The sequence below is a fragment of the Streptomyces sp. NPDC000075 genome (assembly GCF_040301925.1).
Classification (GTDB): domain Bacteria; phylum Actinomycetota; class Actinomycetes; order Streptomycetales; family Streptomycetaceae; genus Streptomyces; species Streptomyces polychromogenes.
Genome location: NZ_JBEPFL010000011.1, coordinates 190,889 through 203,939, shown reverse-complemented (window position 1 = coordinate 203,939; position 13,051 = coordinate 190,889). Strand labels below are relative to the sequence as shown.

Sequence of the window (13,051 nt, the reverse complement as noted above, 5' to 3'; positions counted from 1 at the left end):
CGTCAGGGGGCGGCAGGGCGCGTGAGCACGCGGCGCAGCCAGCGGGTGCGGGCTTCGCGGGCGTCCTTCGTGAGGGCGGCGTGCGGGGCCAGGCCGTCGAAGCCGTGGCAGGCGCCGGGCCACACGTGCAGCTCGGCCTGACCGCCCGCCCGCCAGATCGCGTTCGCGTACGCCACGCCCTCGTCCCGGAAGATCTCCGCCGACCCCACCTCGACGTAGGCCGCCGGAAGCCCGGAGAGGTCGGTGGCACGCGCCGGCGCCGCGTACGGCGGCAGGTCCGCCGCGCCCCGCCACTCACCGAGCACCGCCTGCCAGGCCACCGCGTTGGAGACCGGCCCCCATACGCGAGTGCCGCTCAGCTGCCGCGTGGAGAAGGTGGCGCCGCGATCGTCGAGCATCGGGCTCAGCAGCAGCTGCCCCAGCGCCCCCGGGCCGCCCCGGTCGCGGGCCAGCAGGGCGAGCGCCGCGGCGAGGCCGCCGCCCGCGCTCTTGCCTCCGATGACGAACCGGTCCGGGTCGACGCCCAGTTCGCCGGCGTGGGCCAGTACCCAGAGAAGCCCGGCGTAGCAGTCTTCCAGCGGCTCCGGGTACCGCGCCCGTGGCGCCAGCCGGTACTCGGCCGAGACGACCGCCAGGCCCAGCGGCAGCGCCCACTCGCGCAGCACGCGCGGCAGCACGGACCACGCGTTCCCCGCGATCATCCCGCCGCCGTGCAGGTAGTACAGCAACGGCAGCGGTCCGGCCGCCCCGGCCGGCCGCGCGCTGACCAGCGTGACCTCCGGCCCGTCCGCCGGCCCCGGTACGGACAGCTCCGCCACCTCGAACAGCCCGTCCGCCCGCAGGTCCCGCAGCGTCGGCCGGGGCCGTTGCGCGGCGTCCCGCGCCTGCCACGCGGCGAGCGTCTCCGGCGTCACGGGCTCCCACGCTTGCGGGCCCAACGCGTCCAGCACGGCGCCCAGTTCCGGGTCGAGCGGCGGCGCCCCGGCCGGCCCGTGGCCGGGCGGGACGGGCGGCGGCTGTCGGTCATCGGCGTGCGTCACCCGCCCAGGCTAACCACGCGCCGAAGGACGCATTGACAACCGGGCGGACTCCCGACTGCATTGGACACCGCACCACACCACACCGCACCACTCCACGACCGCACCACACCCCGAAGGGGGCGATCAGCGCATGAACGAGCCTGAGAGCGCGGGAGACGGCTACGACGTCGTCATCAGCGGAGCCAGCCTCGCCGGCAGTACCGCGGCGATCCTGCTCGCGCGGCGAGGTGTCCGCGTCGCACTGCTGGAACGGCGTTCGGACCCCGAGGCGTACAAGGTGCTGTGCACCCACTCCATAACCGCCAACGCCTCCCCGGTCCTGGACGAGCTCGGCCTCCTCCCCGCCCTCCAGGAGGCGGGAGCCGTCCGCAACGAGGCCCGCTGGTACACGCGTTGGGGATGGATCCACCCGAGATCCGCCCCCTCGGGACCCGCGCTTCAGTACGGCTACAACGTCCGGCGCAGCACCCTCGACCCGATGATCCGGGCCCACGCCGCCCAGACCCCCGGCGTCGACCTGCTCCTGGGCCACCAGGTGACCGGGCTGCTCACCGAGGGCGGGCGGACCGTCGGCGTACGGGCGAGGACGCCCCGGGGTGAGCGGGAGATCCGGGCGCGGCTGGTGGTCGGCGCCGACGGCAAGGACTCGGCCGTGGCCGAACTCGCCGGAGTGCCCACCAAGCGGTTCGAGAACTCCCGGTTCGGGTACCTCGCGCACTTCCGCGGCATGCCGCTGGACGGGGGGCTCGGCCGGACCTGGTTCCTGGAACCCGACATGGCGTACGCGTTCCCCAACGACGACGGGGTGACCGTCGTAGCGGTGCTCCCGGACAAGAAGCGGCTGCCGGCCTTCCGTGAGGACCTGGAGGGCAGCTTCCTCTCCTTCGTCCGGGGCCTGCCCGATGCGCCGGACGTGGACTCCGCCGAGCGGGTCGGCAAGATCATCGGCACCGTCGACTACCCGCTGATCACCCGCGAACCGACCGCGCCGGGCCTCGCGCTGATCGGCGACGCGGCCCTGACGGGCGACCCCCTGTGGGGCGTGGGGTGCGGCTGGGCCCTGGAGTCCGCCAGCTGGCTGGCCCAGGCGGTGGCCCCGGCGGCGGGCCCGGCGGCGGGCCGGGGCGATCTCGACCGGTCGCTCGCGGCGTACGCCCGTACGCACCGGCGCCGGCTGCGCGGCCACCAGGCGCTGGCCGTCGACTACGCCACGTCCCGCCCGTTCAACCCCGTGGAGCGGCTGATGTTCGCGGCGGCGGCGCGTGACGAGGTCCTGGCGCGCCACATGCACCGTTTCGGGTCCCGCTTGATCGGCGTGGGGCGCTTCCTGAACCCCGCGGCGGTGGCCCGGGCGGCGGCCGTCAACGCCAGGTACCGCAGGACGGCCGCGCCAGCCACGACGGCCACGACGGCACGGTGAGGGCCGTGGTGGAAGGCCGTCCGGTCGCGGTCACCGGAGACGACGGAGGGAGACCCCTCCGCTCACGCGGAAACCACCCCGAGCGCTGGGGACTTGACCACGCCCGGGACGTCCGTCTCCGTTCGGGCGGGGGCGCATCGGCACCTCAGACGCATGGGTAGCCTGGGTCACCATGACGCGCTCCTGGATCTTGCCCCTGCTGCTGGTGGTCTGCGGCTCAGCCGTGGCGACGAGTTCGGCCATCTCGGGCAGCCCTGCCAAGGCCGCAGTGCTCCTGCTGGTGTTTCTGGTGCTCGCGGGCGTGCATTCGCCCCTGATCTTCCCGAGGCCGGTCGATGTGCAGGAGGCACGACGCCGCAGCGCGGCCGACGGCCGGCCGGTCGTCTTGTGGCGGCCGGGCTGTAAGTACTGCATACGGCTACGCTTCCGGCTCGGCCGCAACGCCTCCCGGCTGCACTGGGTCAACATATGGCGTGACCCGGCCGGAGCCGCGGCGGCGAGGGAAGCCAACAACGGCAACGAGACCGTCCCCACCGTCATCGTGGCCGGCCAGGCGCACACCAACCCTGATCCCGCATGGGTACGCGCACAGCTGCCCCCACGCGCGTAACCGGAGGTCAAGCACGCCCCAGGCCGCGCCCGGTCGCCTCGCCGGGCGCCGGCGCTGCCCCCGCCCCTGCCCCCGTCCCGGCGGGCGGGACGGGGAGATCGGCCCTCGGCGGCACCCTTCAGGCGCGGGGGTCGAGGGGGCGCTTGTAGTAGCGCCACGGGAACCATCCCGCGCCGACCGGAATCCAGCCTTCGGATTCCATCCGCCGGTGTCGCGCGGTGGAGGGGAGCGTGACCCTGCAGTGCTCCCAGGCATGGCCGGACGCCTCCACCTCGTGGAAGAAGGGGCCATAGCCGACCATGTGCCAGCCGTCGCGGCCCGCCTCCTCCAGAGCGGCCATCTCGTTGAACGCGGTCAACCCGCTGAGGGTGCGGCGCTTCGGGGCGTTCGGCCCCTTGGCCGCCGCCGGCGGACTCGCGTCCGCGGTCTTGACCGCGAAGCGCTGCTGGGCGGCCTGGCGGCTCACTCCCAGGACCCGGCCCACCGTGTCCCAGCTGTGGCCGGCGGCCCTGGCACCCTGGACGGCCTCGCGCAGCAGCCGACTCGCCTCCTCGGCGCCGACGCGCGAGGCGTCCAGCAGGCGCAGGTAGCCGTGCGGGTCACTCTCGAGCGCGTCGGCCAGCCCTTCGGGGGCACCGAGGACGGTCGCGGCGATCCCTTCGCGAATCCGGTCCATCTCCACCGGGTGGAGCAGCGGCACATCGTTCATCGACGCAGCCCTTCAAGAGGTTCGAGCGCGTCGAGGACCGCCTCGTCGCGGCGCGCCCGCTCCGCAGAGTCGCGGGCCGTGGCCCGCGCGGCCAGGCCGGCCGTAGCGGCGATGAGCGCGAGACCGACGACGATCAGGGCGATGGTGCCAGGGGTACCGAACCGCTCACCGAACATCACCGTCACGGCCGGCAGGCTCACACCGAGCGGGAGCACGGCGGCCATCGATGCGGTCGCGGGAAACAGGTCCCGGTGCCGGTCCTTCGAACGCAAGATCAACATGCGTCAAGGAAACATTGACACGGCCCACTTGTCAAGAATTCCTTGACGCCATCCGGCACGCACGGTCACTGCCCGCTCAGGCTCCTCCCTCGACGGTGAGCGCGCCCGGACCCGGGATCGCCAGCGCCTGCCCGCTCACCCGCACGCGTGGGTCCGCGGTGGACGCCTCGACGCGGAGCAGGCTGGGCCGGCCGAGGTCCTCGCCCTGGCGGATGGTGAAGGCGCCGGAGGGCGGGAGGGCGCCGAGGGTGCGCAGGTAGCCGCCGAAGGCGGCGGCCGCGGCGCCGGTGGCCGGATCCTCGACGACACCACCGACGGGGAAGGGGTCGCGGGCGTGGAAGAGGTCCTGGGTCTCACGCCAGACCAGCTGGAGCGTGATCCAGCCGTGACGGTGCATCACCTCGGCCAGGGCGTCGAAGTCGTAGTCGAGGGCCGCGAGACGCTCGCGGGTGGCCACGGCCAGGACCAGGTGCTCCATTCCGCCGAAGGCCACATGCGGGGGGAGTGCCGGGTCGAGGTCGTCCAGGGACCAGTGCAGGGCCGCGAGGGAGGCGTTCACCTCCTCGTCGCTGGCCGGCCGGGAGCGGGTGGGGACGCTGGTGAGCGTCGCCGTCACGGAGCCTGCGGGCTCTGCCGAGGTGTCCAGGGCGATCTCACCCGCCGGCGTGTCGAAGACGAGCGGGCCGGGCCCGATCCGCTCGGCCAGAGCGACGGCGGTGGCGACGGTCGCGTGGCCGCAGAAGGCGACTTCGGCCAGCGGGCTGAAGTAGCGCACGCGGAACCGGCGCGCCGCGTGGTCCGAGGCGGTGACGAAAGCGGTCTCGGAGTAGCCGACTTCGGCGGCGGTCGCGAGCATGGCGGCATCGTCCAGAGTGGCCGCGTCCAGCACGACGCCGGCCGGGTTGCCACCGGCGGGGTCGGTGGTGAAGGCGGTGTAGCGCAGGATTTCGGGGTGTGTCCTCAGGTCCATGCCCTCACTGTCACATCGCGAAGGCATCCTCACAAACGATGGATCCTGATCGAAGTCATCGATTCGTTCGATGGGTTCGATGGCAGTGGATATGGTCCACACCATGGACACCAGACTCCTGCGGACCTTCACCACCGTCGCCCGGACCGGGAACCTGACCGCCGCCGCGGAGCAACTGCACCTCGTCCAGTCCACCGTCACCGCCCAGGTGCAGGCGCTGGAGAAGGAGCTCGGCCTGTGCCTGTTCGACCGGCTGCCGCGCGGGGTGGTGCTCACCGGCGCCGGGCGTGAGGTACTGGCGCAGGCCGAGGCGTTGCTGGAGGCCGAGTCCCGGCTGCGGGCGGTCGCCGCCTCGGCCGGTGGCACCGGCGGCCGGGTGACCGGACGCGTGGTGCTCGCGGCCGGCGAGACGCTGGTGTCCGCCCGGCTGCCGGGAGTCATCGCGGCGCTGCGGCGCAGCCATCCCGGGATCGAAGTGGACATGCGCACGATGGGGACCGCGACCGCCGTCGCCGCGCTCCGCACCGGCGACCTGGACCTGGCCCTGCTCCTGGAGGACGAGGCTGGTTTCCCCGACATCGCATGCACGCCGCTGGCCCGCGAACCGCTGGTCCTCGTCTGCTCACCCGAGCACCCCGCCGCCCGCAGAGCCCCTGATGTGCCCACCGACTTGGCGGATCTGGCCCGCGAGGAGTACTTCCTGCACGAGCAGGGCTGCTCCTACAGCGACCGTTTCATCGAGCGGCTGCTCACCGCCGCCGAGGGCACACGGCCCCGCATCGCGCGCTTCGGCAGTCTGGAGGCCGCCCGGTCCTGCGTGGCCGCCGGCCTCGGCCTCAGTCTGCTGGCCCGCGCCAACGTCGCGGACGCGCTCGCGGCGGGCCGCCTGACGCAGGTGCCCGGCCCGGAGTTCCCCGACGTCACCGTCCAACTGGCCCGCCACCGCCGGCGCTGGCTCTCCCCTGCGGCGGCCGCATTCACCGCGGAGCTGCCGCACCACTTCCCGCACTGAACGCAGCCCGCCCGACGGCGGAGCCGCCGGACGGCGGAGCCCCGCCCGTCAGTCGGTGCCTTCGATGATGCGGAAGTCCCGCTCGACGCCGTCGGGGAGGGCCACCAGCGCCTTCTGGTACGCCTCGCTCTCGTATGCCGCGACGGCCTGTTCAAGGCTGTCGAACTCCACCAGAACGGCGCGTTGCGTAATGCCTGCCTCGTGGGCGACGACTCGGTCGCCACGGGACAGGAGGCGCCCGCCCGCGGCCCGTACGGCCGGACCGGCCAGCTCGTCGTATGCGGTCAGGCTCTCGCGGTCGGAAATCGCCGGATAGACACTGACCCAGTAGCCCTTGGCCATGGAAACCCCCTGTGTTCGGCCGGATCGTGGTACCCGCAGGTTAGGGCTGGGTGGGCGGCCGAGGGAAAGACCGGTTCGGGATAGGCTCAGAACGGATCGTTATCAATCCGCGGGGAGGGCACGTGGCGCCGGACACGGTGAGCCTGCGGTACTTCCTGGTGCTGGCGCAGGAGTTGAACTTCACCCGCGCGGCCGCACGGATCGGTATCGCACAGCCCGCACTCAGCGCCCGGATGCGCCGGCTGGAGGCGGAACTCGGTACGGCCCTGCTGGTCCGCGACACGCGGAGCGTCGTACTGACCACGGCCGGTGCGGCTCTGGCGGAGTCCGCGCCGCCCGCGCTGGCGGCGCTGGACCGGGCGTGGGACACCGCCCGCAGCGCGGCGGCCGGTGAACTGGGCACGCTGCGCATCGGGTACAGCCTCAGCACGGGGGCCGAGACGGTACCGGCCCTGGTGGACAGGCTCATGCGGAGCAGCCCGGGACTCGAGGTCGGCGCGGTCCCGATGACGACACCGGAGATCTCCCCCGCGGTCGCCGACGGCCGCATCGACGCCGGGATCACCCGCGGTGAACAGCCGGGCCGTGGCGTGCGCCGGTTCCTGCTGCGGCGTGCGCGCGTCGGGGTCCAGCTGGCGCGGCACCATCCGCTGGCCGGACACCCGGAGATCGAGATCGCCGACGCGGCCGCGTATCCGCTGCGGCTCCCGGACCGTGCGGCCAACCCCGTGATCCACGATCAGCTGTCCGCACTGTTCCGGGACGCCCGGCCGCACCCCCGGTTCCATACGCCCGCGGTCTCTTTCGACATGTCTCAGCGCGACCTGCGCGACGGGGTCACCCTCGCCCCGGCCGGCGAGGCCGCGGCCTCGGTACAACCGGCCGGTCTCACCTGGCGACCGCTGCGGGGGGCACCCGGCCTGACGATCCACCTGGTCCTCCCCCGCGAGCAGTCGCCGCTGCACCGCCGCATCCGCAGCGTCGCCACGGCCCTGGCGCACGAGTTGCACTGGCTGCGGGACTGACGCGCACGAGGTCGAGCGAGACGGACGTCCGGGGCCGGCGAGCCGGCCGGCCCGCCCCCGGGTCGCACCGCGACCGCAGGTGACACCGCGGCGTCAGCCTTCGAGATCCGGCCCGGCCGTCTGCACGGCCACCCGTACGACCTCCCCGTACGCCGACCGCCCCACCCACACCGGGTACACCCCGTCGCCGCCCGTGCAGAACACCGCCAGGTCCGCGTCGAGGCTCCCGCCGTCCAGGTTCATGCCGACGACGGAGTCGGTCAGCCGGTCGTGCTCCGGGGAGCCCTGCCGCCTCGCCCGCTCCAGCAGGTCCCGCAACTCCTCCCACACCTCGGCGTCGCCGAACGCGCCCGCAGCCGCGTCCGTGCCGAAGCCGAAGGCCGCACCGGGCCGGAGCCGGAGCGTGTCGTCACCCGGCCCGAGCGCCATCTCCCAGGCCGCCACGGGGCCCTCACCGATCAGCAGCCGGACGGCCACCGCGTCCACGTACGACCCCCAGTACTCCTCCCCCACCTCGACCAAGGCCGCCTCCATCGGGTAGACGCCCGGCGGCACCTCCACCGTGATCCCGGACAGCCCCTCCCCGGTGTCCGGGCAGGCCACCGCCAGCACCCCGCTCGGCACGCGCACGCTCCCGCACGCCACCGGGTCGAGGACCTTCAGCCCGGGGATCTCCGTCCCGGCCCGGAACACCCGGTCGAAGTCGACGGGCCCGCGCAGCCGCGACGGCACCCGCCGCCAGCCGGGCGTCTCCGCGTCGGGCAGCGCCCCGGCCCACTCCGGGAGCACGTCCGCCACGGGCAGCGCCGGCCAGTCGTCGAAGCGCGGCCGGACCATCCACAGGTCCCCGTCGGCCACCTCCACCTCGGCCTCCAGGGAGTCGCCCCGCATGCCCCCGGGCTGGTGCGAGATCCAGGCCGTGCCGGCGGCGGACACCTGCACCGCCGTGCGGGGGCAGTCCACCGCGTCCTGCGCCGTCCCCGCGTCCGGATACCGCCGCACGAGCAGCCGTCGCAGCAGCAGCCGCCCCTCGTCGTCCCGTACCCGCAGCTCCGCCTCGGCGGTCCGGCGGCCCTGCCCGTCGTACGCCCAGGCGTCGACGAACCCGGCCTGCCACGCCACCGTCCGCACCCCGAGCGGCACTTCGCGACCCGGAGCGCGGTACACCACCACGTACGGCAGCCCCTCCGCGTCCCGCGCCCGCGCCTCGTCGGGGGACAGCTCCCGCCCGCCGGTACGGGACTCCGCGTGCCAGGACTCCTCGTACGTCACGTACACCGTGTCAGGCATCGGCGGTGGCCCCGTCCCGCTCGGCGAGGATCTCGGGCATCCCCTCGATCAGCACCACGACGCTGACCGGCTCGCCGGCTGCGGAACGCCCCAACCACACGGGATAGGTACCGTCCCCGGTCGTCGCGAAGGCCATCAGCTCGCCGCCGGTGGCCGTGTCCCAGGTGCGGTGGATGAACATCGACCCGTCGGCCAGGTCCTCGTACCCGTCGAGGCCCGGCTCCCCGTCGATCAGCCCCCGCTCGAAGAGCGAGAGGAGTGACGCGAAGGACCCGGCGTCGGCGAAGCAGCCGGTGGCGCCGTCCGTGTCGAATCCGGCTATCTGATCCTCGATGAAGAGGCGGAGGTCGTCGTCCGCCCCCAGGGCCATCTCCCAGGACACGGCAGGGGTCTCGCTGAGGAGCAGGCGGACGGCCGTGGGGTCCGTGGTCTCGACCTCGGCGTCGCGCCATTCGCAGTGGTAGGCGTATGCGACCCGTGCCTCGTCGAGCACGTACTCCCCGGGCGGGACGGGGACCGTGATGTGCGGCCCCTTCTCATGGCTGATGAACAGTCCCGAGACGGCCAGCAGCCCACTGGGGACGCGTACGGTACCGACCCGGCGCGGCTCGATGACCGTCTGCTCGGGGTGGTACCCGTCGGTGACGCGCACCCCGGGCCGGAACAACTCGCCGATCCGGCCCGGCCGCGCGGGACGCGGCGGCCGCCAGCAGGAGGCGGGCGCCTCTCCTCCGCCGTCGCCCTCGCCCTTGTCCTCCAGGGGCTCGGCCGCCTCGAAGACCGGCGGCTCCGTGAACCCGTGCACCCGCGCCGAGAGCAGCGGCCACTCCCCGAAGGCGGGCCGGTCCATCCAGCGCTCGTCCTCCCGGAGGCCGGCCGAGGTGGTGTAACCCCGGGGCTCCTCCACCCGCCGCCCCCTGCCGTCCGGGAACAGGTCCAGGATGACGCGCGGGCACTGCGGGTCGAACTCCGCCGTCTCCGGGTCCGGGTAGTTCCAGGCGACGGAGTACCGGTGGAACAGCCGCGCCGGGTCGTCCAGCAGTCTCAGGTCCAGGTCCTGGGTACGGCGGCCCTGGTCGTCGTACACCCACAGCCCGACGTGGTGGTCCCGCCAGGAGACGAGCCGGACCTCCAGCGGCGCCTCCCGGCCCGCCGTCCGGTACACCACCACGTACGGCAGCCCGGCCGCGTCGCGCTCCCGGGCCTCCCCGGCGGACAGTGTCCGCCAGGCCGCGCGGGACTCCGGGTCCCACGCCTGCGCGTACCCCACCTCGACGACCACGACCGCTCCCTGCTGCTGTGCCCTTGCCTGTTCCCGAGCAAGGTAACCGCAGGCTGTGACAGCGGCCCCACGGGCCCCTCATAGGGTGAACTGGATATCTGTGGCATGCAGTGCGATCAAGTTGGTTCGAAGTCGGATTGATTTCGATCTCTTAGGAAAACTTTCGATCTCGATTAAAGGATAGCGGCCGCGCAGTCGACAAGGGGTTGGCGAAGCACTCCCAAGAGGCTCGTCTGTTCGGCTGCCGGTCTCCGGCAAGAGTCGCCGGCAGCCGAACACCCCGGCGCGTACCACGTAGTTGTGGAACGCGTCTTCGTTATGCCTTGACTCCACCCAGGCGGGGGCCTTCGGCTTGCGAACCTCCCCCCTCATCCGAGAGCGTTCCTGTCGACGCCGACCTCGCGGGCGACTTGCCGGAGACCTGGGTTGTTGGCTGCCAAACCGAGACAAGGCAATTGGGAGTGCAATGAGTACCCTTCAGGTCGGACGACCCGTCCCGGACGGGCTTCTGATGGGCGCGCGGAAATGGCTTGCCGCCGCGTCGGCGGTCGCGACCGGCGTCGCGGTCCATCTGGTGGAACCCCACACGCTGGCAGGGGATATCGCATGGCGGGGGCACGAGGCCTCCCTTGTGACCCTTGGCGTCCAGCTGACCACTCTGGCGCTGGTGCGGATCGTGCAGCGCGTCAAGGTGAAGGGGTCGTTCACGGTGGAGTGGGGAAGCAAGCGCGACGATTCGAGCGATTCTTGAAGGAAATCTCGCAAGAGATAGAGGGCGAGGTGAAGGGGGTGGGCCCCCTTCCCTCGCCATCAGGCTTTGAGGATTTCTTCACGGGAAACTACGACCGCTTCCACAGGTTCGCGTCCATGCGCGGCCTTGATCACCATTCGGCGGAAGATGTGGTGCACCAGGTCTTTCTGGAGGTGCTGCGCCGGTGGGATCAGGTTTCCAGTGCGGACCAACCGATGGCCTATGCCTATGCGATCCTCAAGATGCGCATCGTCGACTCTCATCGGGAGCGGTCCCGTCGTGCGGCGCGAGAGCTGGCGATGAGTGACATCCCGGAACCCTCGGTCCCCGCTACGGAATCCACGCAAGCCATCGCGCATCGAGAGGTCCTCAACGACGCACTGGTCAGCCTTCCCGAGCGGCAGCGTGAAACGGTGCTTCTGTACTACGTCATGGGGTATAGCGGGCGAGAGGTGGCCGAGCTGCTCGGCGTGTCCGAGGCCACCGTGTCGGGCCACTTGCTACGGGCCCGGCGCAGCCTTGCCCGCATCCTGCGCCTGCCGGCCATCCGGTAGACGGCAGTAGACCTGAGGCGGCGGGGAACCCGGCGCCGCCGGACGGACCGGCCTTGGGCGGGAGCGGGTCATAGCCGTGTGGCCGTGCGGATCAGGCCGGCCAGGGCGAGGGAGCGGCTGTGGGCGGGCCAGGCGATGTGGGTGACGACCGGGGACGCGTCGGTCAAGGGGACGGCCATGTGCTCGGCCCACAGCCAGGAGCGGGCCGAGTCCGGGACGACCGCCACGGTGCGGCCGAGGGCGATCAACTGGGCCAGCTGCGTCTGGTTGTGGATCTCGGGGCCCGGGCCGGGTGCGTAGGTGCCGTGGCGGGGCCAGCGGGCGAGCGGCAGATCGGGGATGTCCCTGACCTCGGCCAGGGACAAGGTCGCGCGGGCGGCGAGGGGGTGCCCGGCGGGCAGGACGGCGACCTGACCCTCGGTCGCCAGTACCTCGCTGTCGAACCCGGCGAGGGAGTTCCACGGCGTGTGCATGAGCGCGACATCGGCGCGTCCGTCGCGCAGCAGCTCTTCCTGCTCGGCGATGCCGCACGGCAGGACCTCGATCCCGGCGCCGTCGGGCTCGGCGGCGTAGGCGTCGAGGAGTCTGCGCAGCAGGTCGTGGGAGGCGGCGGCCTTCACCGCGAGGACCAGCCGGCCACGGGGGCCGCCGGGGCCGTCGGCACCGCCGGCGCGCCGGGTGCGGCGCGCGGCGGCGGCGGTCGCGTCGAGGGCCGCCCGGCCCTCGTGCAACAGCACCTCTCCGGCCCCGGTCAGGCGGACGCCACGACGGTTGCGCTCCAGCAGGCAGACCCCGAGGCGCCGTTCGAGCTGCTGGATGGCCCGCGACAGCGGCGGCTGGGCCATACCGAGGCGCTCGGCGGCGCGTCCGAAGTGCAGTTCCTCGGCGACGGCCACGAAGTACCTCAACTCGCGGGTCTCCAGGGTGTCCACGGCCGCAGCATACGCGGTGATACCCGGCAGGTATGACAGGACACCGTATCGGTGTTGGCCGCGCCACTCGCCCGCGAGCCACCATGATCGGCATGAGCGAAAAGAAGATCGCGCTGGTGACCGGCGCGAACAAGGGCATCGGGTACGAGATCGCGGCCGGGCTGGGCGGCCTCGGGTACCGCGTGGGCGTCGGGGCCCGGGACGAGACCCGGCGCGAAACCGCCGTCGGGAAGCTGCGCGCCGCCGGGGTGGACGCGTTCGGGGTACCGCTGGACGTGACCGACGACCGGAGCGTCACCGACGCCGCGGAGCAGGTCGAACGGCTGGCCGGGCGCCTGGACGCCCTGGTCAACAACGCCGGGATATCGGGCGAGATGGGCCCGGGGTGGGAGCAGGACCCGACCGCGCTCGACCTGGAGGTGCTCCGCACGGTCGTGGACACCAACGTCATGGGGGTCGTCCGGGTGACCAACGCGATGCTGCCACTGCTGCGGCGCTCGGCCTCGCCGCGCATCGTCAACGTCTCCAGCAGCGTCGGCTCCCTGGCCCGGCAGGCGGACCCCGACACCGAGGTCGGCCCGGTCATGGCGGCCTACGCGCCGTCGAAGTCGTTCCTCAACGGCCTCACCCTGCAGTACGCCCGGCAGTTCGCGGGCACGAACATCCTGATCAACGCCGCCTGCCCGGGCCTGGTGGCGACCGACTTCACGGGCTTCCACGGGCCCCGCACGCCTGAAGAGGGCGCGGCCGCGGCGATCCGGCTGGCCACCCTGCCCGACGGCGGCCCGACCGGCGGGTTCTTCGAGGACGCCGGCGTCGTCCCCTGGTGATCA

The 13,051-nt window shown here is 72.9% G+C and carries 15 protein-coding genes; 7 read left to right on the top strand and 8 right to left on the bottom strand.

Annotated features, from left to right (window positions below; all coding sequences use genetic code 11):
* Positions 1-2: 2 nt before the first annotated feature.
* Positions 3-947, bottom strand: coding sequence for an alpha/beta hydrolase (locus tag ABT403_RS16055; RefSeq protein WP_344153022.1), 945 nt, complete (start codon positions 945-947; stop codon positions 3-5).
* Between the two features lie 223 nt (positions 948-1,170).
* Here ABT403_RS16055 and ABT403_RS16050 point away from each other — a divergent pair, with 223 nt between their 5' ends.
* Both ABT403_RS16050 and ABT403_RS16045 read left to right on the top strand, forming a co-directional pair.
* Positions 1,171-2,460 (top strand): NAD(P)/FAD-dependent oxidoreductase, encoded by a 1,290-nt coding sequence (locus tag ABT403_RS16050; protein ID WP_344152944.1) that lies wholly within the window; start codon positions 1,171-1,173, stop codon positions 2,458-2,460.
* 172 nt (positions 2,461-2,632) lie between these two features.
* Positions 2,633-3,070: a glutaredoxin domain-containing protein gene (locus tag ABT403_RS16045; RefSeq protein WP_344152941.1), complete on the top strand. Its 438-nt coding sequence runs from the start codon at positions 2,633-2,635 to the stop codon at positions 3,068-3,070.
* A gap of 118 nt (positions 3,071-3,188) precedes the next feature.
* Here ABT403_RS16045 and ABT403_RS16040 read toward each other — a convergent pair whose 3' ends face one another.
* The 3 genes from ABT403_RS16040 to ABT403_RS16030 form a co-directional block, all read right to left on the bottom strand.
* Positions 3,189-3,779 carry a hypothetical protein gene (locus ABT403_RS16040; RefSeq protein WP_344152938.1) on the bottom strand — a complete coding sequence of 197 codons (591 nt, stop codon included), beginning with the start codon at positions 3,777-3,779 and terminating at the stop codon, positions 3,189-3,191.
* Entirely contained in the window at positions 3,776-4,060 is a 285-nt protein-coding gene (locus ABT403_RS16035; RefSeq protein ID WP_344152935.1) for a hypothetical protein, read from the bottom strand. The genes ABT403_RS16040 and ABT403_RS16035 overlap by 4 nt, the downstream gene beginning before the upstream one ends.
* Positions 4,061-4,136: 76 nt before the next feature.
* On the bottom strand, positions 4,137-5,030 hold the full coding sequence (locus ABT403_RS16030) for a PhzF family phenazine biosynthesis isomerase (RefSeq protein ID WP_344152932.1): 894 nt from the start codon (positions 5,028-5,030) through the stop codon (positions 4,137-4,139).
* A 103-nt stretch (positions 5,031-5,133) separates the two neighbouring features.
* Between ABT403_RS16030 and ABT403_RS16025 the strand changes: the two genes are divergently transcribed.
* A complete protein-coding gene (locus ABT403_RS16025) occupies positions 5,134-6,042 on the top strand; it encodes a LysR family transcriptional regulator (protein WP_344152929.1) in 909 nt (302 codons plus the stop codon).
* 48 nt (positions 6,043-6,090) lie between these two features.
* Here ABT403_RS16025 and ABT403_RS16020 read toward each other — a convergent pair whose 3' ends face one another.
* On the bottom strand, positions 6,091-6,384 hold the full coding sequence (locus ABT403_RS16020; RefSeq protein WP_344152926.1) for a DUF1330 domain-containing protein: 294 nt from the start codon (positions 6,382-6,384) through the stop codon (positions 6,091-6,093).
* Positions 6,385-6,506: 122 nt separating this feature from the next.
* On the opposite strand from ABT403_RS16020, the gene ABT403_RS16015 reads away from it, so the two are divergent.
* Positions 6,507-7,409: a LysR family transcriptional regulator gene (locus ABT403_RS16015; RefSeq protein WP_344152923.1), complete on the top strand. Its 903-nt coding sequence runs from the start codon at positions 6,507-6,509 to the stop codon at positions 7,407-7,409.
* Between the two features lie 93 nt (positions 7,410-7,502).
* On the opposite strand, the gene ABT403_RS16010 is transcribed toward ABT403_RS16015, so the two are convergent.
* Complete coding sequence (locus ABT403_RS16010) at positions 7,503-8,699, bottom strand: DUF4241 domain-containing protein (protein WP_344152920.1); 1,197 nt, start codon at positions 8,697-8,699, stop codon at positions 7,503-7,505.
* The gene (locus tag ABT403_RS16005) at positions 8,692-9,981 is read right to left on the bottom strand and encodes a DUF4241 domain-containing protein (RefSeq protein WP_344152917.1); all 1,290 of its coding nucleotides are present in this window, start codon (positions 9,979-9,981) and stop codon (positions 8,692-8,694) included. Before ABT403_RS16005 ends, ABT403_RS16010 begins: the two co-directional genes overlap by 8 nt.
* A gap of 466 nt (positions 9,982-10,447) precedes the next feature.
* On the opposite strand from ABT403_RS16005, the gene ABT403_RS16000 reads away from it, so the two are divergent.
* Together ABT403_RS16000 and ABT403_RS15995 are read left to right on the top strand one after the other, a co-directional pair.
* The gene (locus ABT403_RS16000) at positions 10,448-10,732 is read left to right on the top strand and encodes a hypothetical protein (protein ID WP_344152915.1); all 285 of its coding nucleotides are present in this window, start codon (positions 10,448-10,450) and stop codon (positions 10,730-10,732) included.
* Complete coding sequence (locus tag ABT403_RS15995) at positions 10,729-11,286, top strand: RNA polymerase sigma factor (RefSeq protein ID WP_344152912.1); 558 nt, start codon at positions 10,729-10,731, stop codon at positions 11,284-11,286. Before ABT403_RS16000 ends, ABT403_RS15995 begins: the two co-directional genes overlap by 4 nt.
* Before the next feature lie 68 nt (positions 11,287-11,354).
* On the opposite strand, the gene ABT403_RS15990 is transcribed toward ABT403_RS15995, so the two are convergent.
* The gene (locus ABT403_RS15990; protein ID WP_344152909.1) at positions 11,355-12,218 is read right to left on the bottom strand and encodes a LysR family transcriptional regulator; all 864 of its coding nucleotides are present in this window, start codon (positions 12,216-12,218) and stop codon (positions 11,355-11,357) included.
* A gap of 92 nt (positions 12,219-12,310) precedes the next feature.
* Here ABT403_RS15990 and ABT403_RS15985 point away from each other — a divergent pair, with 92 nt between their 5' ends.
* Positions 12,311-13,048 carry an SDR family oxidoreductase gene (locus tag ABT403_RS15985; protein ID WP_344152906.1) on the top strand — a complete coding sequence of 246 codons (738 nt, stop codon included), beginning with the start codon at positions 12,311-12,313 and terminating at the stop codon, positions 13,046-13,048.
* Positions 13,049-13,051 lie beyond the last annotated feature (3 nt).